19 protein-coding genes and 3 pseudogenes are annotated in these 23,438 nt (G+C 35.7%); 17 read left to right on the top strand and 5 right to left on the bottom strand.

Annotated elements, in window-relative coordinates; translation table 11 throughout:
- Positions 1–1,375 precede the first annotated feature (1,375 nt).
- Positions 1,376–1,922, top strand: a pseudogene (locus tag FEZ33_RS09220) (IS30 family transposase); the annotation flags it as partial.
- 25 nt (positions 1,923–1,947) lie between these two features.
- Positions 1,948–2,820 (top strand): annotated as a pseudogene (locus FEZ33_RS13060) (IS30 family transposase).
- Positions 2,821–2,890: 70 nt separating this feature from the next.
- On the opposite strand, the gene FEZ33_RS09205 reads toward FEZ33_RS13060, so the two are convergent.
- Positions 2,891–3,892, bottom strand: coding sequence for an amidase family protein (locus FEZ33_RS09205; protein WP_138405089.1), 1,002 nt, complete (start codon positions 3,890–3,892; stop codon positions 2,891–2,893).
- Between the two features lie 123 nt (positions 3,893–4,015).
- Here FEZ33_RS09205 and FEZ33_RS09200 point away from each other — a divergent pair, with 123 nt between their 5' ends.
- The 9 genes from FEZ33_RS09200 to FEZ33_RS09160 are packed head-to-tail and all read left to right on the top strand — an operon-like array spanning position 4,016 to position 12,601.
- Positions 4,016–4,372 (top strand): DUF2620 domain-containing protein, encoded by a 357-nt coding sequence (locus FEZ33_RS09200; protein WP_138405088.1) that lies wholly within the window; start codon positions 4,016–4,018, stop codon positions 4,370–4,372.
- Positions 4,373–4,384: 12 nt separating this feature from the next.
- A complete protein-coding gene (locus FEZ33_RS09195; protein ID WP_138405087.1) occupies positions 4,385–5,680 on the top strand; it encodes a YhfT family protein in 1,296 nt (431 codons plus the stop codon).
- 16 nt (positions 5,681–5,696) lie between these two features.
- Positions 5,697–6,587, top strand: a complete 891-nt coding sequence (locus tag FEZ33_RS09190) for a phosphotriesterase family protein (RefSeq protein ID WP_138405086.1) — start codon at positions 5,697–5,699, stop codon at positions 6,585–6,587.
- Positions 6,587–7,681: an aminotransferase class V-fold PLP-dependent enzyme gene (locus FEZ33_RS09185; protein ID WP_138405095.1), complete on the top strand. Its 1,095-nt coding sequence runs from the start codon at positions 6,587–6,589 to the stop codon at positions 7,679–7,681. The genes FEZ33_RS09190 and FEZ33_RS09185 overlap by 1 nt, the downstream gene beginning before the upstream one ends.
- The gene (gene yhfZ / locus FEZ33_RS09180; RefSeq protein ID WP_235888810.1) at positions 7,674–8,606 is read left to right on the top strand and encodes a GntR family transcriptional regulator YhfZ; all 933 of its coding nucleotides are present in this window, start codon (positions 7,674–7,676) and stop codon (positions 8,604–8,606) included. Before FEZ33_RS09185 ends, yhfZ begins: the two co-directional genes overlap by 8 nt.
- A 12-nt stretch (positions 8,607–8,618) precedes the next feature.
- Entirely contained in the window at positions 8,619–8,954 is a 336-nt protein-coding gene (locus tag FEZ33_RS09175; protein WP_138405085.1) for a PRD domain-containing protein, read from the top strand.
- Positions 8,955–8,964: 10 nt separating this feature from the next.
- Positions 8,965–10,125, top strand: a complete 1,161-nt coding sequence (locus FEZ33_RS09170; RefSeq protein ID WP_138405084.1) for an alanine racemase — start codon at positions 8,965–8,967, stop codon at positions 10,123–10,125.
- On the top strand, positions 10,126–11,343 hold the full coding sequence (locus FEZ33_RS09165) for a phosphopentomutase (RefSeq protein WP_138405083.1): 1,218 nt from the start codon (positions 10,126–10,128) through the stop codon (positions 11,341–11,343).
- 13 nt (positions 11,344–11,356) lie between these two features.
- Positions 11,357–12,601, top strand: a complete 1,245-nt coding sequence (locus tag FEZ33_RS09160; protein ID WP_212746685.1) for a serine hydrolase — start codon at positions 11,357–11,359, stop codon at positions 12,599–12,601.
- 1,107 nt (positions 12,602–13,708) lie between these two features.
- On the opposite strand, the gene FEZ33_RS09155 is transcribed toward FEZ33_RS09160, so the two are convergent.
- The gene (locus FEZ33_RS09155) at positions 13,709–15,175 is read right to left on the bottom strand and encodes an FAD/NAD(P)-binding protein (protein WP_138405082.1); all 1,467 of its coding nucleotides are present in this window, start codon (positions 15,173–15,175) and stop codon (positions 13,709–13,711) included.
- A gap of 938 nt (positions 15,176–16,113) precedes the next feature.
- On the opposite strand from FEZ33_RS09155, the gene FEZ33_RS09150 reads away from it, so the two are divergent.
- The 6 genes and pseudogenes from FEZ33_RS09150 to FEZ33_RS09125 all read left to right on the top strand — a co-directional run bounded on the left by FEZ33_RS09150 (position 16,114) and on the right by FEZ33_RS09125 (position 21,078).
- Positions 16,114–16,356 carry a helix-turn-helix domain-containing protein gene (locus FEZ33_RS09150; RefSeq protein WP_138405081.1) on the top strand — a complete coding sequence of 81 codons (243 nt, stop codon included), beginning with the start codon at positions 16,114–16,116 and terminating at the stop codon, positions 16,354–16,356.
- A 151-nt stretch (positions 16,357–16,507) separates the two neighbouring features.
- Entirely contained in the window at positions 16,508–17,044 is a 537-nt protein-coding gene (locus FEZ33_RS09145; protein ID WP_138405080.1) for a sigma-70 family RNA polymerase sigma factor, read from the top strand.
- 577 nt (positions 17,045–17,621) lie between these two features.
- On the top strand, positions 17,622–17,744 hold the full coding sequence (locus tag FEZ33_RS13005; RefSeq protein ID WP_138405079.1) for a KxYKxGKxW signal peptide domain-containing protein: 123 nt from the start codon (positions 17,622–17,624) through the stop codon (positions 17,742–17,744).
- Positions 17,745–17,833: 89 nt separating this feature from the next.
- Positions 17,834–18,007 (top strand): annotated as a pseudogene (locus FEZ33_RS12735) (H2O-forming NADH oxidase); the annotation flags it as partial.
- Positions 18,008–18,884: 877 nt separating this feature from the next.
- Positions 18,885–20,336 (top strand): ABC transporter substrate-binding protein/permease, encoded by a 1,452-nt coding sequence (locus tag FEZ33_RS09130; RefSeq protein ID WP_138405092.1) that lies wholly within the window; start codon positions 18,885–18,887, stop codon positions 20,334–20,336.
- A gap of 13 nt (positions 20,337–20,349) precedes the next feature.
- Positions 20,350–21,078 carry an amino acid ABC transporter ATP-binding protein gene (locus tag FEZ33_RS09125; RefSeq protein ID WP_138405078.1) on the top strand — a complete coding sequence of 243 codons (729 nt, stop codon included), beginning with the start codon at positions 20,350–20,352 and terminating at the stop codon, positions 21,076–21,078.
- A gap of 321 nt (positions 21,079–21,399) precedes the next feature.
- On the opposite strand, the gene FEZ33_RS09120 is transcribed toward FEZ33_RS09125, so the two are convergent.
- The 3 genes from FEZ33_RS09120 to FEZ33_RS09110 form a co-directional block, all read right to left on the bottom strand.
- Positions 21,400–22,470: an iron-containing alcohol dehydrogenase family protein gene (locus FEZ33_RS09120; RefSeq protein WP_138405077.1), complete on the bottom strand. Its 1,071-nt coding sequence runs from the start codon at positions 22,468–22,470 to the stop codon at positions 21,400–21,402.
- A 125-nt stretch (positions 22,471–22,595) separates the two neighbouring features.
- Positions 22,596–22,931 carry a hypothetical protein gene (locus FEZ33_RS09115; protein ID WP_138405076.1) on the bottom strand — a complete coding sequence of 112 codons (336 nt, stop codon included), beginning with the start codon at positions 22,929–22,931 and terminating at the stop codon, positions 22,596–22,598.
- 107 nt (positions 22,932–23,038) lie between these two features.
- Positions 23,039–23,323, bottom strand: a complete 285-nt coding sequence (locus tag FEZ33_RS09110) for a hypothetical protein (RefSeq protein ID WP_212746684.1) — start codon at positions 23,321–23,323, stop codon at positions 23,039–23,041.
- Between the last annotated feature and the right edge of the window lie 115 nt (positions 23,324–23,438).

Below are 23,438 nucleotides of genomic sequence, written 5' to 3'. Positions count from 1 at the left end.
TTTGTGGTTAATGAATAATCGTCCTAGGAAATGCTTAGATTACCAAACACCTTTGGAAGTATTTTTACACGAACTCTTATTAATTGAGTAAATAAAAAATTGTCGCAATAATTATTGCAATTCAACATCTATAAAAACTAAAGTAAACAAAGAAAAATTTCTTACTACAAGTAGGTTCATGTTTTTCTTAGCTATGGTAATTTGAATCGGACAATTTTTCGGTTTTTGGTCTTAAATCTATAAAATAATAATAAAAGTCCTAGAAATTCGATCTAGGGCTTTTGTTTTGGAGCATTTTAAGGTTATTTCAAATGTTTTGATAGAACTCCTCATGCAAATGTGTAAAAATCTATTATTTTTTCTGAATTTAGGAATATGATAATCCTCCATTACTTTAGTTATATAGTCATGATATTCTTCCTAATTATCACCATCAGCAAAAAAACGTCTCCTGTTTCTAATAACACAATCGCAACTTCAAATTTCAAATCATGACTCTGAACGATATATAAGTGTTTCCTTCAAACGTTACTTTAATTTTGTTCATCTTTTTTTGAAGCAACAACTAATTGTTTCATTATAAATTCTTTTTATGTTCATAACTTAAGAGTATTGACTATATTCCATGTTCTAATAATACAAACAGACGTATTATGATGTTCACCAAATCCTAAAATAAATCAGCTAAAACACCCGTGCCTTTATAAATACTCTGTAGACTTTGATTCATATCATTAAAGGTAAACCAACACTTCACTTTATATTTATAACGAGATAAAAATTGTTCGAACCAATTTTAAAATAGGGAAGCTGTCTATGTTTTATTCGGGTGTCAACGATCCTGGAGAAAGACGTGTTACACCAAAAATAAGTAGTAAGGGTCATGGATAGGAATATTCTCTGTTTAATTTTCAAATGTTTAAATGTTTTAAAGAAATTAAAGAAGGAACAACGCTTGATCTAGTCAGCTATGTTCCTCCTTTTTTCGTAGTAAATTTTGATAGGTGGTCCCTATGAGTATCCGACAGCTGTCTCTGACTACTCTAACCACTCCTTGCTCTGATTGAAGTCTTCAATCCAGGTAATTTTCGTGTCTAAAGTGTCTTTTTCTTCAATAAAATAAACAAGAAAAGAAATCGCTCCTACTTTGACACAACAACTACTTTGAAGAAAGGCAGCTAGATAGGCTGTGAATATTAGATCTCATTAATACTGCATTCCCAGTAATTTATAACTAGTATTCAGTGACAAAAACAGTAATATCAATGATTCAAGTCTTTTTTCGGTTTGGGCACCTCGTTATAATGAGTATTTATAGCAAGGAAGTATAAGTTTTTCCCGCGTGTGCGGGGGTGATCCCTTGCTCTAGTAGTAGGGAAATCAGGCCTTCAAGCCAAATATCGCTGAAAGGGAGAAAGATTACACTGTATTCAAGGAAGAATTTGATCATGTCGAATGCGATAACATCGTCGGAGTCCATCACAAAAGTGCCGTCATAACCTGGGTCAAACGCCTATCCAAAGTCATTATCACTTTGAAGCCCGATGTGCGAAAGGCGAGTGACATTGAGCATACGATGAACAAGTGGTTTGGAGCGATTCCCAGGCATTTATTTAAGTACATCACCTTTGATTGTGGGAAAGAATTTTCCAATTGGAAACCCCAAGCAATCAACATGATATCGCTATTTGTTTCGCTGATCCTGGAACACTATCGCAACGTACATTAAATGAAAACTCCAACGGATTTTTGCGAAAATATGGGTTGCCAAAAGAAATGGACATCAACCAAGTGGACCCAGGCTTTGTTTCATCGGTTGCAAACAAGCGAAATAACATCCCACGAAAATTCTTGGATACCAGACGCCACTAGAAGTATTCTTGAGTTACCTACACGAATCTACTTTATTTAGCTTAAATTGACCAATCAAATTTTGATTTATTATTAATGAATTATAAAATTAATCATATTGCTCAATTAATCGGTCGCCATCGGTCAACCGTTTATCGAGAACTTAAACGCTGTCCCGCAAATCAATATATAGCTCAGGATACCCAAGAAGTTGCCAACCAAAGCGCGCGTCATAAGGGGAGAAAGCCTAAACATACAACCAAGCTACTTGAAGACATTCAAGGTAAACTGGACCGCACGTGGTCGCCCACACAAATTATTGGACGAGATTATCAGGGAAAACGTTTCTTTAAATCCATATATAAATGGATTTATTAAGGAATCTTAAAGATATCCCTAACTGTCTTAAGACACAAAGGAAAAGTCGTCAGCCCTCAGAAACGCGAGGTAAGTTTAATATCGGCATTTCGATTTCGCAATGGCCCAAAACTGTGAAGAATGGACAAGAGTTCGGGCATTGGGAACTCGACACGGTTGTTTCCTCATGAGGTCAGAGTAAAGGCTGTTTAGCGAGCTTCTCAGAATTGAAAAGCCGTTTATATATTGCTTTACCAATGCCGAATCGCTCTAAAATTTCTATGCCTACTGCGATTGAAGAATTGCGAGAAAACTTACCCAAGGAAGTTTTAAAAACATTCACCTCAAATCGAGCGAAAGAATTTGCTTATTATACTGAGGGTGAAGCAGTAGACATTGATTTTTATATTTACCAATACTTATAGCGCTTGGCAAAGAGGAAGCAATGAGAACTCTAATGGTTTACTACGTGAGTTCTTTCCTAAGAAAAGAGACCTCGTTAAAGTGACGCACCAGGAACTCTTTTAAGCTTTGTGGTTAATGAATAATCGACCTAGGAAATGCATAGATTATCAAAACCCATTGGAGTATTTTTACACGAACTCTTGTTAATTGAGTAAAGAAACATATTTGTCGCAATATTTATTGCAATTAAACTATTTAAAATATACATGCCTCACCTTTATGATATACCAAAGTAGCTATCTATCAATTCGTCTTTATGTACTGGAAAACACTTCACAAGTTCTATAAGGTCATTTATTTTATTGGGGTTTGATTGGGTAATGATTACCCAACCAACGGCTAATTTATTAGAGGGAATGGACAGTGCTGTTGCATTTACCATATTAACTACTCTGATCAAACCTTTATTTCCTTGTTGTTGAAAAGTATGCGTACATGTATCAAAGTGGCCAATGATCGAGTCACCAAGGCCGTGAAAGTCAATAGGTCCTTCCTTAGAAATAATGTAGTCATAATGCTTGAGCTGTTGTTCGAGCCAAGGGATAAGTTGTGAGCGTGAACTTAGTGTGTCTAGCTCTGTATTTGTAATTGACATTGAGTGAGGTAACACGATATCGTCTAATGAATTATTAATTTCTAAAATATTTAGAGGGTTAAACAAACTATGTGTATCTTTATTTAATAACTGTAATATTGGTAGAGTTTTATTTATAACCGAAAAGTCTTTTGCAATAAGTCCTGCGCTTGGAGTAAAAGTAATTCCATCCGTCGATTGTTTATTCTGCACATTTTTTTGTAAAGGGAGTAACGGTGAAATGAAACCATAAAGATTTAAAGCCATAGCTGGCGCTAAAACTGATCCGCCACCGTCTGTTCCAATGCCCAAATCATTAATACCAAGAAAAACATTCATTGCTGTACCACTTGATGAGCCAGTCATTGGGAAAGTTGTTATGGGATTCATTAGGAAAGGATCAATTGCTCGCCCATTAGGTGAAGCTTTGTCAATGGTATGAAGCAAAAATATATCGGAAGACAATAGTAACTGAATAGAGTGAATTGACAATGTAGAGGTATCCTTTAAACCAACATAATAATACAGTTTATTGTCTGTTAAGTGATCTATAATTTGAGGATACACCTTAACAATACTATTGTAATTATCAGATAAGGCTTTATATGTTTGTTTTGCATGATAATTAAGTTGTTTATATAACATTTTTCTCTCCTTGAAATAAAATACTTGATTAATAATAGGAACTAGTATATTCTTTGTACAAAGTGTAAGCGTTTTAAACACTTGTGTCAATATACAAAATTCTGTACAAGGAAGGTGGGTTAAATGAAAATCGTTGTTGGAGGACAAATTGATAAAAAAGAGTTGGCAAATATGGTCGAGTCTATTGGTGGAGATAAGGTAGAGGTGGAAATTAAATCAGATTTAGAGGCTGCAATGGCAGTGAAGAATGGTGTTGCAGATTATTATCTTGGCGCATGTAATACTGGGGGCGGTGGTGCATTAGGTATGGCAATTGCGTTATTAGGTCGTGATAATACTTCCACACTATCTATGCCAGGTAGCTTAAAGTCAGAAACAGATATTCGACACGAAGTTTCAAGCGGGAAAAAAGCTTTTGGCTTTACGGCGCAGCATATGGATAAAGTCGTGCCAATTATTATGGATGAGCTTCTAAAATAGGAGGAATATGAGATGAATATACAATTAATCATTGTTGGCTTACTAGGTGCGATGGCAGCAATCCTAGCAAATTCAGGTATTGCTGTATTTAATGATGGGCTGAGACCTATCTTGCCAGAATATTTGGAGGGGCGCATTAATAAGCGTGAATTAGCTGCAACAAGTTTTGCCATTAGTTTTGGATTGGTAATTGGTTTTGGTATCCCCGTATCAATTGGTGCAAGTATTATTTTAGTTCATAGTTTACTATTAATGACAGATATTATCGGTGCTTGGACACCGGATGGAAAAAGTGGAATAGCAATTGCTGGTGTCGTTGGAGCAATATACGGCGTTGGGTTAACACTAGGATTAGAATTCATTGTTGAAGCATTTACTTATCTGCCAATTAATTTCTTAGATGCATTAGGTGCTGTCGGAGCGCCTATTGTTGTCGCATTCGCTGTGTTTCCAGCGGTAGCAGTAGCTAATCAGCATGGTTTCAAACGAGGTGGAATTAGTTTCTTAGCAACGATGTTGGCTTTAGTTTTAGTGAAACGTTTTGGAACATTTACGTTAAATGAAAGTGCTACAATTACTATTAGTGCTGAAGGGATTGCTTTATTAGTTGGTATGGTATTTATGATTTATTATGCCATTCAAATTAAAGGAGAAGCGACTGATAATCAAGATTTATTGGGCGTTTTTGCTGAACGGGTTAAGCGTATTCGTAAATATATGATTGTTCTTGCTTTAACAGGCGGGCTTGTAGCGGCGGCAACAAGTTTATCTGTCATCGGTGGCGATCCGATTTCTTTAAATTTAATGGCAGAAGGTCAGTTTAATGAAGCTGCTTTAGCTGCTTTTGCGAGAGCCATTGGGTTTATTCCTCTAGTATTTTCAACTGCTATTGTAACTGGAGTATATAGTCCAGCTGGAGCAACCTTTGTTTATGTAGCTGGTTTGCTTTTATCTGGTCAACCAATTCTAGCTTTTGTGGTTGGTACTTTGATTATGCTTGTTGAGATTATGCTTTTAAGTTCAGCAGCTAAGACCTTAGATAAGTATCCTGGTGTACGTGATATGGGTGAACATATACGTACTGCCATGAATAGAGTATTAGAACTTGCGTTATTAGTAGGTGGTGCGGTTGCTTCAGAACAAATATTACCTGGCATTGGCTACTTTTGGGTCTTTGGTGCTTACTTGTTAAACAAACAATCCAGTAAACCAATTGTTGATATGGCAGTAGGACCCGTAGCAGCGATTGTCTTAGGAATATTAGTTAATATTTTATACCTTATAGGGTTGTATACGCCGGTAGGATAAAGAAAGAAGGAATAATATGCCGTTAATAGAAGGGATAACCTATGCACATGAACATACGACAATTGACTTATCATCATTAAAAGGAACAGATGACACTAATCTGGATTGTTACAAAGAGACAATTAGAGAATACAAAAATTTGTACGAATTAGGCGTTCGAAATATAATCGATGTTACTGTAATGGGAATGAAGCGAAATCCCAGCTACGTGCAATCTGTAGCAGATGAGTCAGGAATGAACATTATTCAATCAACAGGTTGGTATCAAGATAAATTTCATCCAGCATATATTAAAGACAAAACTGTTAATGAATTAGCAGAGATAATGATTAACGAGCTAACTATTGGAATCAAGGATACGGAGATTAAGGCCGAGCTCATTGGTGAGATTGGGACAAGTAAAAATACGATGACACCCAATGAACAAAAGGTATTTCAAGCAGCTGTTATTGCACAAAAAGAGCTGGAAATTCCTATTACGACACATACAACTCTAGGAACCTATGGTAAAGAACAAGTCGAATTCTTTATTAATCAAAGAGCAGACTTAGAAAAGATAGTAATTGGCCATGTAGATCTTACTGGAGATTCAGAATATATTGTCAATCTGCTCAAAGAAGGCGTTTATGTGGAGCTCGACACTATTGGTAAGGAAAATTACATGCCAGATGCGAAACGTTTAGAAATATTGAAACGAATTAAAGATGAAGGTTTTGAAGACAAAGTCTTCTTATCAATGGATATTACGCGTAAATCCCAACTTAAATATAAGGGTGGTATGGGTTATAGTTATTTACTGGAATCTTTTGTTCCATATCTTTTGAGTAGTGGTATTTCCCAAGATTATGTAGATAAGTTACTAATACATAATCCCTTAAAATTCTATAATAAGGAAGTGTTAATTTGATAGTAGCTTATCCTTTAGAATCATTGACGATTGAAGAAGCAACTGAAAAACAGTTTAAACTTGTAGATTCTATTACGCAATATTTTAATGGTACGGAGATATTAACTTTAGGAGACTTAGGTGTTGTTCCAAGACTGAATAAACCTTTAGTAACGCAAAAAGCTGAAGACGTTATCAGTCATTTTTTCCAACAACAAGATGCAATGCTTGTTAGAGGATCAGGTACAAATGCAATTCGATTAGCATTGCACAGTGTTCTAAGAGCTGGGGAAAAGGTCTTAGTTCACGATGCCCCAATTTATTCGACAACTAAGACATCGATAGATATGTTAGCAATTGAGTTGATTGAAGCGAATTTTAATGATTATGAGCAGACATCAACAGTTATTAAGAAAGAAAAGCCCAAAGCGATATTAGTTCAATTAACTCGGCAAAAGATTGATGACTCATATGACTATGTTGCTTTGATAAAACAATTGAAGGCTAATTATCCACAGATTCCAATCATTACCGATGATAATTATGCTGTAATGAAGGTGAGTGAGATTGGTGTGGAGTGTGGTGCAGATTTATCGTGTTTCTCGATGTTTAAATTACTAGGACCAGAAGGCATTGGCTGTGTGGTGGGTAAGGAGAAATACATAGAAAAACTAAAAAAAGAGAACTATTCTGGTGGACTTCAAGTTCAAGGTCATGAAGCATTAGGCGCATTAAGAGGTATGGTATATGCACCCGTTTCCTTGGCTATTTCGGCACAACAGAGCGAAACATTAACTCAGCGTTTAAATACAGGAGAGATCATGCAAGTGAAGCAAGCAACGATTGTTAATGCTCAATCTAAAGTTGTTATTGTAGAGTTCAAGGAACCAATAGCCGAGAAAATACTTAAACTTGCTCCTCAATTTGGCGCCGCTAGGAATCCTGTCGGGGCCGAATCAAAGTATGAGATTGCGCCTATGATTTATAGAATTTCCGGAACCTTTAGAGAAGCTTATCCAGAAATGGCTCAGAATTGTATTCGGATTAATCCAATGCGCTCATCAGCCCAAACAATTATAAATATATTAAAGAAAGTGATAGAGAACATTGACTGATATTTTAAGAGAAAAATTTATTAACAAAATGGGAATTGCTATTCAGTTATTAGCAACTGATTTATATTTTTATGAAGTGGGAGATAAAATTTCTAGTATCTCTGAATTCCAAAGCAAGTACCAATTAGCAAGAGGAACTGTTCAAAATGCACTGGCATACTTTAAAGAAAATAATATTATTCAAACCGAATCAAAGGGATCACAAGGAACAATTTTAACAGCAGTCAATAAAAAACAACTACGTAGGCTACTTACAGGCAATCAATTATCTGGAACAATGCCTTTGCCATATTCAAAGTTGTATGAAGGTTTTGCGACTGCTTTATATCAAAGGTTTCAGCAAAATGATATTGATTTAAATATGGCATATATTAGAGGGTCTGCTAACCGTGTTGAAGCCGTGTTGGATGAGAAATTTGACTTTGGTGTGTTATCACGATTTGCAGCTGAAGCAGCAATAAATGATGATAATCCAATAAAAATAGTTTTGAATTTTGGTTCACATACATATCTTAGTAAACATGTTGTTGTGTATAGACAATCGATCGAACAACCTTTTGATGGAATGAGAATAGGAATTGATTATAACTCATTGGATCATGTCTATTTAACACAAGATTTTGCAAAAAATACAAAAGCAAAAGAAGTTTTTATACCAAGTAATCAATTGATTTATGCTTTAAGAGAGAATCAGATTGATATAGGGATATGGAATTATGATGAGATAGTTGATAAGAAAATTGATGATTTATACTACCATTTTATTGAACCCACAGAACAAATAAAAAAAATGGCTGAATTAGTTATTATCTGTAAAAAAGACAACGATATGATTGAGTCTCTTATTAAAGAGGTTATTGATGTTGAGGACATTATTTCTATACAAAATAAAGTAAAATATGGGGAAATAACCCCACGTTATTGATGGGAGGGTATTATGATATTAGAAAAATTAAAAATACTAGAAGAAAATAATCTTATTGATGCAGTAGCTAGACAGCATGTTATCAATGCGGGAGAATTATTAATCCGAGAAAATGTCATTGCTCAATTAAATGATGCTGAGGTCTTTCTAACTCATCTAGCGATGTCATTCTCTCGTGAAGAGGATTTGAATAAAGTGGATGAGGACATTAATCAGCAACTCGTGGCTAATAGTCATTATTCTGAAGTTGTTAATTTATGGAATAAAATACAAGAGGAATTAGCTATTAGTCTCAACCCTGAGGAAGATGATTATATGTACATGCACTTGCTAGCGTTAATGGAATAAGGGTGATCATATGTTTTTACACCAAACATTAAAATTAAACCAGCCTTTAGTTGATTTTTCAATTAAAGCCCATAAGAATGGAAAGTTATTACCTGATACTTTTGTTATTGATTTAGATAGTTTATTAGATAATGCCAAAAAGATTCTTGAAAAAGCTTCTTCATATAATATTGAGTTATACTTTATGCTAAAACAATTAGGACGTAACCCATATATTGCTCAAAAATTGATTGATATTGGTTATAAAAGTGCAGTGGTAGTTGACTTCAGAGAGGCTTTAGTGATGATGAAGTCCAATATTCCTATTGGAAATATCGGTCATCTTGTACAAGTCCCCAAGCATCTTCTTGAGGAAGTCTTAGCCTATGGGGTAGAATACGTGACTGTCTTTTCTTTAGATATTATTCATGAGATTAATTCTATTGCAGGGGAATTGGGTATTAAGCAAAAATTGATGATTCGAGTTGTAGGTCCTGATGATAATCTATATCCAGGTCAAATTGGTGGTTTTAAATTGGAAGAGTTAAGCAAAGTAGCTCAAGTTATTAAGGGTCTACCGCATGTTGAATTAGATGCTATTACAGCATTTCCAAGTTTGCTTTTTGATAATGATAAAGGAGAAATCAAAATCAATGAGAATGTTCATACGATGATGGCAGCCGATAAAAAGCTAAATGAACTTGGATTTAATATGAATCAGCGGAATATGCCATCTGTAACATCACTATTAGGCTTAGAGACTTTAAGAGATTTAGGTGCAACTCAAGGGGAACCAGGACATGCCCTCACTGGAACAACACCGGTTAACGCACGATATTCAGAATATGAGATTCCAGCATTAATATATTTAAGTGAGATCTCTCATTCATATGAAGGCAAGAGTTATTTTTATGGAGGTGGATTATACCGACGAGGCCATATGGAGAATGTATTACTTTCTAATGAAAATCTGCAAGAAATTAAGAAATTCAATTCATTCCCAAATGATTCCATTGATTATTATTTTGACATTGATGGGCATTATGATTATGGAACTTCAGTCGTTATGGCTTTTCGAACTCAAATATTTGTAACTAGAAGCCAGATAGCGTTAGTAGAAGGTCTAAAGAATAATAAACCTAGAATTATAGGAATTTACGACAGTCAAGGGAATTTAGTAGGAGATGATTAGTTGGGAAGATTTATAGTAATAGTCTTAGATAGTTTTGGAGTGGGTCAAATGATGGATGTACCAGAAGTACGTCCGCACGATGTAGGAAGTAATACTGCCAAGCATATAATTGAACAAGTACCAGATATACATATACCTAACTTGCTGCAGTTAGGATTGATGAATACTATCGGTGAAGATATTGATAACTTTCGAAGTAATCCTCAAGCCAATATTGGGCGTTCGGAATTAAAGCACCATGGAGCTGATTCATTCTTAGGACATCAGGAAATTATGGGGACAAATCCACCAGAACCCCTCAATCAGCCATTTAGTGAAATGATTGATGAAGTAGAGGGTACTCTTATGCAGCATGGTTATAAAGTAATGAGATACCCCAAAGATTCTAAACCACAAATACTAGTTGTCAATGATTGTGTTACAATCGGTGATAATTTGGAGACGGATTTAGGACAAGTGTTTAATGTTTCTTCAGCGCTAGATCTTATTGATTTTTCAGAAGTTAAAAAGATTGGTGCGCTTGTAAGAGAAACTGTTAAAGTTTCTCGAGTAATAACTTTTGGTGGAGAAGGAATTACTTTAGATAACTTATTGAATGCTCAAAAGACTATTGAACATAAGTATGCAGGGGTAGATGCTCCTGAATCAGGAGTTTATAAGAAAGGCTATCAAGTTGTACATATGGGATATGGTATTAATCCTAAAGTTCAAATTCAAAGTATCCTAGAAAATGAAAGTATTCCAGTAGTATTTGGAGGCAAAGTAGCTGATATTATACAAACTCAAAAAGGAGAACTCTATCCGGGTGTTGATACTGAGAAATTGTTTGAGCAATTTATCGACCGAATTGAAACGATAAAACATGGTTTCTTCTGTTTGAATGTACAAGAAACAGACTTAGCTGGACACGGTGAAGATGTCATAAAATACGCGAAGATATTGGAAATCGCAGATCAAAATATAGGTAAGATTATCACAATGTTGAATGAAAACGATTATCTTATCATCACGGCAGATCATGGGAATGATCCAACCATTGGCCATAGCCAACATACTAGAGAATATGTGCCAGTTCTTATCTATAACAAAGATATTTCTTCGAGAGATATTGGGATAAGAAAGACTATGTCAGATACTGCAGCTACAGTAGCCGATTATTTTGGAACAAATATGCCACAAGATGGAGAGTCATATTTAAAAGATATCGTAGTTGAATAAAGGAGAGAAAATTATGAAAAAAGCAAAGATGTGGATGATGAGTCTTGTCGTAGCTATGATGATGGTATCTCAACCGGCATTTGCGATGGATGTAACTGACAACTTTGATACTATTGATGATGTAGTTGATAAGTATATCGAAGAGGAAAAATTTCCAGGAGCAACAGTAATCGTTGGTAATTCGAACGGAATTCTATTTGAGGGCTACTATGGTACAAAGCAACTTTATGATATGGGTGAAGAATTAGAGACGACTTCACCCGTAACTGAAAAAACTATGTTTGATCTAGCATCTCTTACAAAAGTAATAGCTACAACAACATCTATTATGAAACTCTATTATGATGGTGATATTGATTTAGATGCACCGGTAAGCGATTATCTACCAGAATTTGCTAATAATGGAAAAGAAAAAGTGACAATTGCAGACCTATTAACGCATACATCAGGACTAACACCTTGGAATGCAACTTTTTTCCATGTTAATAATCGTGATGAGATGCGAGAATATATCTCTGAATTACCGTTAGAGTATGAAACTGGGACTGATCGAATATATAGTGATTTCAGTTTTATAACATTAGGTCTTGTTGTTGAAGAAATTACCGGTATGCCACTTGACGAGTATGTCGAGTCAACAATCTCTGCTTCGCTTTCAATGGATCATACTTTATTTACCCCTCTGGAGAAGGAAGGCGACTTTGAAATTGCTGCAACCTCATGGGGGAACCCTTATGAATATAAGATGGTTGACGATGATGACTTCGGATATGTGGTAGAGGAAAATGCTGAAGATTTTGACGGTTGGCGTGATTATACACTGGTTGGTGAAGTTAATGATGGTAACTCTTATTACTCATTAGGTGGCGTTGCCGGGCATGCTGGCTTATTCTCAACAGGTTATGATTTAGCTACTTTGTTACAGTTATACTTAAATAATGGAACATTAAATGAGACTACACTATTTGATGAAGAGACAATTGACTTGTTTACCTCCCAACAGTCAGAGTTTGGTCATGGCTATGGATGGGAAATTAATCGCGGCGGAGTAGATGAAGGCTATATGGGGAAAGTTGCAACAGATAATTTCTTCGGTCATACCGGATTTACAGGGACAGCCGTAGTAATTGACAAAGATAATGATCTTTTCGTTATTATGTTAACGAATAAACAAAATATGGGGACGGATGAAGATGGATATTACTCAAATTCATTTGTTTTCCATCGTGATGTCATGGATGCTATCTATGGGGAATAGGAAAATGAATAGTATATAATAATTTGAGTGGCTTGTTTTCGCAAAATGCCGGAGCGAGCCACTCATTTATTATGCATATTTTTTTAAAAGTGACTGAGTTGTTAACTTGGATAATCTAAAGGCATACTATAGAATATCGTAACCCATATCGTCCATATCTGTGGGTTTAGTATTATTTTTTTGATGTTGGCTAGCTTAATTTAAATCGCTAGCTTTTTTTAAAATTGGGGTTCCTTGGTTATGTTCCAGAATGGGATTGTACGTATTTTAAATTAGTATGCTATATAAATGGAATACGTAGGCATCTGTTGCGTATGATAAATGGTCTATTGAAAGATAGTGTACCTTCGAAGTACTACTAATAAGGTATGTCTGTGAGCTAAGATTGGTATGTGAAAGAAATTGAAACAGCAGAAATTTAAGGATGCAAATACTTCCTGAGTGCATCAATAACATTCTCTGGTTATAGTCCTGTTCTAAGACATATGCATAAAAGTCATATCTACCGTACAAACTTCTCTAGATTGTCTATAGTCATAATGTTGTAGATTAGTTGGCTTTTGAGTTCTTGAGTAAATTTTCAACAAGGTCTTTTTTGATAATGATCGATTTGGCTCTTTTCTACTAGGTCTTAAAATTACTTTTTTTAAAAGCTTAACCTACCCATGCGTTATTTTAGAATACTATACATTGCTATGTATAATAAGTGAATATTGATTGACCTGTAATCGCTATTAATAAGTTTTTCTACTTACTATACTCACCTAACTAAGATCCTACTTGTGCGGATTATTTTGATTCAATCAAATGCAGTCATACAACTAACTCTAGAAAAAATATAAACGCTTACTTCGAATGAAGAATATAGTGAGGTAGAAAGATTAATTGAGTTTGTTATGAAGGACGATATAACTTTTGAAGAGGCAGTGAAGCTCGACGATTCATTGGAGAAAGAGCCAAAAAGTTTTGATGAAACAGCTGAATTAATGGAGAATTGGGGTGGAGCTAAAACAATGAAAAAAGTGGCTTCGTGGTGTGTGACGAGGCCCCATACATATCAAAAAAGGCCTCGTTCACAATCACGAGGCCAATCCCTTTTACATTTACCTATTCATCATTTCCATATTGCGCAATAAAGCTCTCCGCAACACGCTCCGCTTGCTTAATACACAAGTGAATATTGTTATTTCCATAATGAATCTTAGAAATCCAATGCCCCAAGAGATACATATTTGGCATTAAACCTCGGCTCGCGACCACTTGACAATCAGGCCAAGTAACCATCGCCCCGCCGCGATAGTAAGGTGTTAACATGTCTCGTTGGTAGAGATTTTTGATTAATGGATCAAATGCTAAAGCCTTTTGGATATCAAATTGGAAACCGGTACAATTAATGAGATAATCAGCATGATAACTTTCTCCGTTCTCGGTTTCCAGTTGATAAGAATCATCCTCGGTAATTATAGATTTTAAACTCGTCACAATTTCCAAACGACCTTGATCTAAATTCTCCAAGATAAAAGCTAAAGATTCGACTGGAATTTGGCTTCTAAAATGATTAAAGACGCGTTCGTATTTTTGCTTGTAAAGATCGCGGTCAAGGGGTGTGAGTGCGTTATATAGATCCGGCAAATAAATCGTCATCATGACAATATAGCGACGCAACTTTTCTAAAGAAATATCGGGATGCGCGATGGCAGAGCGGATTTCGCTAATAGATCCTGTCCCGTATAATTCCAAGAGCCTTTGGATATCGATATCATTGGCCTTCAAATCATTTAAAAACGTTTCAACCATCACTTCAAGAGAGATGAACCCATCTTGATTGCGATGCGAGTCAATCCATTCATCTGAAAAACTTTGTTGAATTTGTCCTTGATAGCGTGAGAATTTCACCGTTTTAAAAGGAGTATTACCGTCAGTATATAATCGAATCGGGTGCGTCCAATTATGTTGTTTCAATAAATATTTAACCACATCTAAAGCTGATAAGCCCGTTCCGATGATGCCAATCGATTGGTCCGGCTGCAAATGAGCAAGCGTCTCATCAATAGGAACTGGACTGTTAATATATTGGGGTGTTCCTTCGAGATGATAATAATCCGCATAAGGAGGATGGCCGATTGTGAAGAAAACCGCTTGATAAGCCTCATGCCACTGACCATCATCTGCTTGAAGGCGGTAAATATCGCGCTCTGAATCGATCTTACAATCAACAATGGCTGATTCGTGTATGTTCACTTTCTCAGAATCCATTAAATAACTTAAACGTTCAAATAAATAATCACCATAAAATTCACGGGGTACAAAAGCATCATTGTTAGCGTACTCCACATGATTCTCACTAAGCCATACTAAAAAATCATCAGGACTCTCAGGGAAAATACTCAAATCCTGCGCATGCTCATTCATAATAGCTTCTTTCGTATCCTTGCCATAAGGCGCTCCCACTACGAAGTTAGCATCTTTCTCAAATAAATCAATCGTTAAATCATTATTAAAATTAGGATGCGATAGCAATTTCCGAATAATGGTAAATCCGCTAATCCCACCGCCAATAACTGCGACTCTCATATCTTACTCCTCTTAACATCGTTTTGTTTATATTCATATTTATTATAAAGGTTTCTTATGGAAATGGAAATAAAGTCAATTGATAAATTTGTATTAATTATGCCCAGTAGGGAAGATGTGATAAAAATGGGGTGGTCTACTGATTGGGGGTACTTTGAAAAGCCAAAGTGTCTGTAAACAATGATAATCTAAAAAGCAGTGCGTCGCGTCTCTTTATAATGGTCCTATGAACGTGGACAAAGTTGTAGATTCGACTCGCAATACTATAGATGAAACTACATGTACTTTAACTATTAATTGGGAACCTCATGAAGGCATTCTCGTTAAGACTATGAATTCATTCAAAATTCTAAGTCTTATTTTTTATTGGCTACCCATATATGCATCTCAATCAATTACTAACGACTTTACATATAATCACCACGCACTCCTCCAGCCACTCAAATCGGTCGCCCATCACACCTTTACATAAAATTTACAATCCAAAAAAATAAATAAAAATAATTTAAATTATAAAACTTTATTGTTAAGTCACTTAAGTTTATAAAAATATAATGGAATAAATTAGATTAAAAACATAATTTTCATAATTTAGGTAATTATTAAACAAAAATATTCCAATCAATTTGTATAATTTATGTATGAAAACCTTTTTGAGTTTAAATAACACGAGAAAGATCGAATTACGGGAGATAACTTGACAAGGTATTGAAGACTACCAATACGCTATATTATGACCCGAGAAATAAATTATTTTCATATTTATCACCAAGATAAATATTTTTTAGGTTATATTTTTATCAATATAATAATGTATATTGTAAAGTTTATGTAAACATGTTGAAAAGCAATTGATTAACCTTTTATAATAGTTTATTCTTATTTTTAGATTAATAATATTAATCATATACTAGATATTTAGAAAAGAGGAACATAAAATGAATGAAATTGATCGTAAGAGGTTACGACAGAAAATCTATATTTGTGGTTATACCAACCAGCAATTAGCAAATGAAATAGGAGTGTCGCCTTCGACGATTTCGAACATCCTGTTAGGGCATACAAAACCTAAGTTCGAAGTGTTAAGAGCACTTTTTGGGGCGTTGGAACTCTCTTTCGATGAGTTTGTTCAGATCTTCTTTCCACATGAGTATCAATTAAACATTGATAAAGATTCTTAGGAGACTTTGATCAAGGGCAGCCGTCACTATAGATAATTTTGTGAATTCATTAGCATTCAATATAAACCAATTGATATGTTATTTTAGTCATATCGAGTATATAATAGTAAATGTCGGTGGTTTCTTTTGTCATTTATTAGGAGGTTTATAAATGGATCCGCGGAAAGAACATGAGAAGTTATTGTCACAATTTGAGCCATTGCTTTTTAAGACTTTAAGTCGATTAAATATGCGACGCATCCATGCTGATTATGATGATTATCTCCAGGAGTTGCGTTTGAAATTATTAACCCTTGCAGATAAGTTTGATGGGGATCCATTTAAAGAGGATCTTGTTCGCTTCTTAGGCTTTGCGAAACAAGGTTTATATCGTTATACTTTGGATTTAATTCGAAAGTCAGCAGAGAACGCAGATTTCGTCGGATCAGATGTCTCAGAATTAAGTGAATTGCTGCATAGTGACTTTGTGTTTGGGCTGAGCCCTGAAATTCAAGTGTTTATTGAACAAGCGAATGAAGTCCTCACAGTTAAAGAACGAGAAATATTTGCCTACTTGCTTCAGGGAGGATATACGGGTCAAGATATTGCGGATGAATTGGGAATAAGTCGTAAGATTATGAATAAGTACAAAAGTCGAATAAAAGAGAAGTTAATGCCATTGAAAAGCATACTACATGGGAATCATTAATTGTTAACTAATTATAATTGTAGAAGTCTCGTTGCTTAATTAGCAGCGAGGCTTTTTTATTCAAAAAATCCATCTTTTTATATATAAAATTTAAAATATCAGAATATAGTAATGTTGAAAAACACTACAAAAAATATATTTTTTTAAGGAACATCTATAGTTTAAAAGTTAAAAACTCACTTTATAACTTAATCAAAAAGACACTTTTAAACCAGTGATAACTGTTGTTTGTTTCAAATGGATATGAATATTTTCTGTTGTATGTGTGATTAAGCATTATTATATTGAACAAGAATATATGATGGTGAAATCTTTGTCATTTTAGTGTGTTTTCATTTTTCCGTAAAAAAATGAAGGAAAATGAAAGTTAATTTGTAGAATATAATGATATTCTTTAGCTACTCAGTAATTAAACAAAGGGAATGTTTTTTTATTAGACGTTCCTAACTAGCAAATCCTAGAACCTGCACTAAGGTCGACGATTCTACCTTGCGTAATTTGGAGGAGACATTGTTTGTACGTTTGGTGGGGGTTTTATATTAGCTAGAGCATTTAATAGATAAAGAGAGGGAGTCAAATGAATCGTTGTGAATTCAATAAACATTTGGGTGAAGCAGATTGTAAGACAAGATTTAAATTATATAAAAGTGGTAAGAGCAAATCTTTCACAAATTGGCTTACTTCGTTTACTTGGAGATAAAGTTACAGATGAGATTGTTTTATCAGAAGGCGAAACGGAATCACATCCTTACTATAGTCCTTAACACGGGCGCTTAAGATATCTACGCTGTCGGAGCACAACTCGCATCTAGACATGATGTATCCCTTGCGGTTCATATGTTCTCGCTTGCGATTCAAAAAGACGTGACCATTGATGAGTTAAAACTGACGGACATTTTCTTCTTGCCTCACTTTAACAAACCATATAACTACATCACCGTCGCTGCCTTAAAAGCAAATTAAAGGTAAAAGTTTGGGCTAATGAACTAAAATATAGTAAAGTATAGGGGAGTATCCATCTCAAATTTATGATTCATTTTCCGTATGGATTCAATCGTTTTAATAAAAAATAAATAATACAATTGGAGGCGTTTAAGATGCGTGACATCTTATTGTAGGTAATAAAAAGAAAGAAGAAATATAAAATTTTATTAATTGTTGTGTTTAGCACAATTTTATATTTCAAAGAAAGTACTAAGTGTTATGAAATAAGGAAACGATTTGTTTGGTTAGGTAAAATTTAACCGAACTACAATCATGGGCGATTAATCTAGTAACCCAGCAACAACTCTATTTAGAATTAAGTGCCCTTTGGTGAAAACTAGAGGGCACTTTTTTGTTGTGAATTTACTTTAGTGAGAGTAGGTGTGGTATTTTTGATATAGTAATATTTAGCATATATTGACGTGGGTTATCTTTGAAAGTGAATGGATTTAAATCTTTTTTTGCAACTATATAGGTAAAGTTTTGATTACTAAGAAAATTAACTAAAACTTTATCAAATATTTTTTATTCTAACTTTGATTATTAGATTATTCTATGCATTTCTAATCTTTGGTTTATTCACATCGATTTCATATGGTCTCTTTACTGTTCTGACAGGGAATTACTGGCATTTTATTGCATAGATAATTAAGTTGTTTGAATAAAATGGTTAACGTTTTCAAATGTGCGTATTATTCATTCATGATAGGTGAATTAGAGGAGTAATATCTTATATTGTTGCTATCAATCTTATTTAAAAAGTCCATATTTTATTGTGAAACTTACTTTATTACTCTATACTATTGTTATATGATTTTTTGGTAAGTTAAATGAGAAGGGGATTAAAATTTTGAAGATGAATAAAGTGAAAAAGTGGTTTTTAGCGACAATACTGATTGTAACAGCTGTTATGGGTGGTTTAAGTTTCGTGATGCCGACAGTACAAGCTCAAGAGGATGAGACTTATGTTATCGCAACGGATGCAACGTTTGCACCATTTTCATTTGTTGATGTGGATGGTGAACTATCAGGGATTGATATTGATGTGTTTAAAGCGGCAATGGAAGTGGAAGGGCTGAACTATGAGTTTATGCCAATGTCATTTAGTGCAGCACTTCAAGCTTTAGAGACCAAACAAGTGGATGGGATGATTGCGGGGATGGCCATTACGCCAGCTCGTCAAGAGACGTTTGATTTCTCAGAGCCGTATTATATTAGTGGGAATAGTTTTGCGGTACGTCCTGATAGTGATGTTGAAACTTATGAGGATCTACAAGGGCGGAAAGTTGCAGTAAAGACCGGTACGACTGGTTTTGCGATTGCTGAGGATATGGCTGATGAGTACGGGTTCGATATTACAATTTTTGAGGATTCGGCTAATATGTATGAAGATGTTATGGTTGGAAATGCCGATGCTGCGATTGAAATCTTCGCTGTCATGGCTCACTCAATCAATACGGGGCAAGTTGATTTGAAATTCATAGGAGAAGAATTGTCACCAAGTGAGATGGGCTTTGCGGTTCATAAGGATTTGAATGGTGAATTATTAGATGCATTCAATCGAGGATTACAAACAATTCAAGGAAATGGCACCTATGATGAAATTATTGAGAGTTATTTAGGTGAAGAAGCGCAACAAGAACAGGAATCTAGTGGCTTTCTAGCACAGTTACAAGAAAACGCACCAGCTTTAATGCGTGGTTTATGGACGACGATAGTTGTATCTGTTCTATCTATTGTCTTCGCGACAGTTATTGGTGTGATTTTAGGACTGATGCGTGTATCTCATAGTAAATTGTTAAAAGGACTCGCAATTTTCTATATTGATATTATGCGTGGGATGCCGATGATTGTGTTTGTATTCTTTGTTTACTTTGGTGTAGCACAATGGCTGAGTATTAATTTTACGCCTGGAACGGCGGGGGTGCTTGCATTAAGTATTAATACGGCGGCTTATGTGGCGGAAATTGTTCGTGGTGGTATTCAAGCTGTTGATCGTGGACAGAGTGAAGCGAGTCGAAGTTTAGGTTTGGACTACTCACAAACGATGAGAAGAATTGTCTTGCCACAAGCGATTCGAATTATGACACCATCATTTATTAATCAGTTTATTATGACATTAAAAAATACATCGATTTTATCAGTGATTGGTTTAGTAGAATTGACTCAAACAGGTCGTATTATTATTTCTCGTACTTACCAATCTGGTAATATGTGGCTAATAGTGGGAATAATATATATCATCATTATTACGATCCTGACGTATATCTCACATTACGTTGATAGACGTTTGAACTCAGGTCAATAGAAAGGAAAGGCATATGGCAACAGTAAAAGTTAGAGAATTAAAGAAAAGTTTTGGCGATAATGAAGTCTTAAAGTCAATTGATATGAACGTCGCATCAGGAGAAGTTGTGTGTATTATCGGTCCATCAGGATCGGGTAAATCAACGTTACTAAGATGTTTAAATCGTCTTGAAGATATTAATGGTGGTAGTGTGAATATTAATGGTATCGATGTGAGCCAACAAGAAACGAATATCAACAAGGTTCGTGAGAATATCGGGATGGTGTTCCAGCATTTTAACTTGTTCCCGCATTTGACTGTGAAAGGAAATATTACTTTAGCGCCAGTTGAAACAGGTAAATTATCAAAAGCAGAAGCGGATGAAAAAGCACTTGCTTTGTTGGATCAAGTAGGTTTATCGGACAAGGCAGATGCATATCCAAGTTCGTTATCGGGCGGGCAAAAGCAACGTGTTGCGATTGCGCGTGCATTAGCGATGGATCCAGATATTATGTTATTCGATGAACCAACATCAGCGCTTGATCCAGAGATGGTTGGAGATGTGTTGAATGTTATGAAGGACTTAGCAGCACAAGGTATGACTATGGTAGTTGTGACGCATGAGATGGGATTCGCCCGTGAAGTAGGTGACCGCGTTATATTTATGGATGGTGGGTATATTGTGGAAGAAGACGATCCAGATGTGTTGTTTACGAATCCAAAAGAGAGCCGTACGAAAGAGTTTTTAGATAAGGTGCTTTAATATAGATAGTAGAAGAGAGCTGAGGCTCTCTTTTTTTGTGGGTTTGAATAGGTTTGAGCCCAACTTGCGCCAAATGGAGTGCGATAAGTCGTGAGTTAGCCTAACTTACGCCAAACCGGAGTGCGATAAGTCGCGAGTTGGTCGAACTTGCGCCAAACGGGTATGCGATAAGTCGTGAGTTGATCTAACTTGCGCCAAACGGGAGTGCGATAAGTCGTGAGTTTGACTCGAACCCAAACTTTATCGGAGCGAATACTATCAAAAACTCACTAAAACAGGTAAGCTCCCCCTACATTAGGGCTTGCTTACCTGCTTGATACATTATTTATTAATCTCTTCTACTTCTTGGATTGCACTGATAACCATCTCGCGTGTGATTTCGTAGGGAGACACAGTGATGTCGTCCATCGACATGCATTTGTTTAACATTTTATTGAAGTCTTCTTCAGTAGTTAATTCTAGTTGTTCTAAATTGGTTGATAAGTTAATGCTCTTCATAAATTCGAATAGCGTATCGCGCGCTTCGTATTGCTTGTCCATTGTTAAAAGAACTAGGGCACCGTAACATGTCCATTCGCCGTGCAAGTGAGTTTCGCCTGATTCAGTCGCTGTTGCTCCGTAGTAAAGGGCGTGAGCTAAGTTTGAATTGTAATCGTTGTGGACTAAAACGGATGTTAAAGCAGTTGTACCGATAATTTCTTGTAAGACTTTATCAATGGCTGGACTCGCTTTATGCTCGTGAGCTGCATCCATAGCAGCTTTACCATTCGCGATTAATCGATCGTTACAGCCTTGAACAATCTTAACGCCTAAGTCATCCTTGAATGATAAGTCGCGACCTCGTGCTGAAAAAGTTGATTCAATTTCTTTTGTAATTGCATCGCCAATTCCTGCCCATAAATATTTAGTCGGAGCTTCTGCTATCACAACACTATCCGCAAAAGAATGTACAGGCGGTTGCGGAATTTGCTGAACACCGTGCATCTCGCCGTTATCTTCATATAAGACACAGACTGCTGAAGTTGGGGCACACGTTGAAGCAATCGTTGGGAAAGAGAAAACGGGCTTATCTAACTTATATCCCGCTGATTTTACAGCGTCAATTGCCCGCCCGCCGCCGACTGCGAACAACATATCCGCTTCTTGAACTGACTCAATGCTAGCGATGCGATCAATATTCGATAAGTTTGAATTTTCGCCGTACCAAACAGTATCTACAACTTCTAGATCGGTTGATGTAATAGCATCTAAGATTCGGTCTTGACTTGCTTTCAAGGCTTTTTTACCACCGATAATTGCTACTTTATTTCCAAAAGGCGTACAGTAAGTTGCGATTTCGTCATAGGCGTTTTCTCCGATGGTAAAGTTGGGTAAGTTTACAGTTAAAGTCATTAAATCCCTCTCTTTATTATAATTTTTTAATCTTAATTATAGGGGAATTTAATAAATATGGCAAGTGAACCCGATTAAAGATCGGATTTCTACTTTTTATCACGTAAGACATGCAGGATACCGTTCTATATAAACTGGTCTCTTTCCGGCTTCCCGACAATGAAGGCAGCAACGGATAAGAGGGCCTGCACAGCCACAAAGAAGAGGTTTCCCGGCAGTTGTAAGATGGCCACAACATAGAAAAAGGCGCCAGCTAAGACAAAGTTCCTCGAATTGAAGACTAAGCCCACACCATTCATTAAAAATGCCAGTCCAACTGAAACAATGTGCACAGTAAATTGATCTGATAGACTGATTTCTTTCGCAGACGCCGACTGATCAATCATTACATACAGGTAAATGAGATATAGAACACTTAAGATAAATGCAATAGTAGCAAAGGTACGGGCAATTTTCTTCATTATACTAACCCCTTACTATTTAATAGTTGATAAAATTTAATAATGGTACTAGTTTACTATAGTATACTACATAATATTAGAAAATAAATACAAAATTTATCAAATGCTCATTTAATTTTAATCAAAATGGCAAAAAATGTGCAACTCAAGCCAAATGGAGATCCGGTTTGTCCTGAGTTACCCCAACTCAAGCCAAATGGATGAGCGGTTTGTCCTAAGTTGCTCCAACTCAAGCCAAATGGCCGATCGGTTTGTCCTGAGTTGCTCCACCTCAAGCCAAATGGACGAGCGGTTTGTCCTAAGTTGCTCCAACTCGAGCCAAATGGACGAGCGGTTTGTCCTGAGTTACCCCAACTCAAGCCAAATGGCGATACGGTTTGGATAAAGCCCATATAATTGTGTAAAAGTAAAAAACCATAATAATCTCTTTGGTACAATGTAGTTGACAGACAAACATTGAAAGGAAGATTATTATGGCTCAATTAAATATTACCTTAAATTTAGAAG

Origin of the sequence: Ruoffia tabacinasalis (assembly GCF_005864045.1) — a bacterium.
Taxonomy (GTDB): Bacteria; Bacillota; Bacilli; order Lactobacillales; family Aerococcaceae; genus Ruoffia; species Ruoffia tabacinasalis.
The sequence above is the reverse complement of the archived record's forward strand: the minus strand, read 5'-3'. Positions and strand labels throughout refer to the sequence as shown.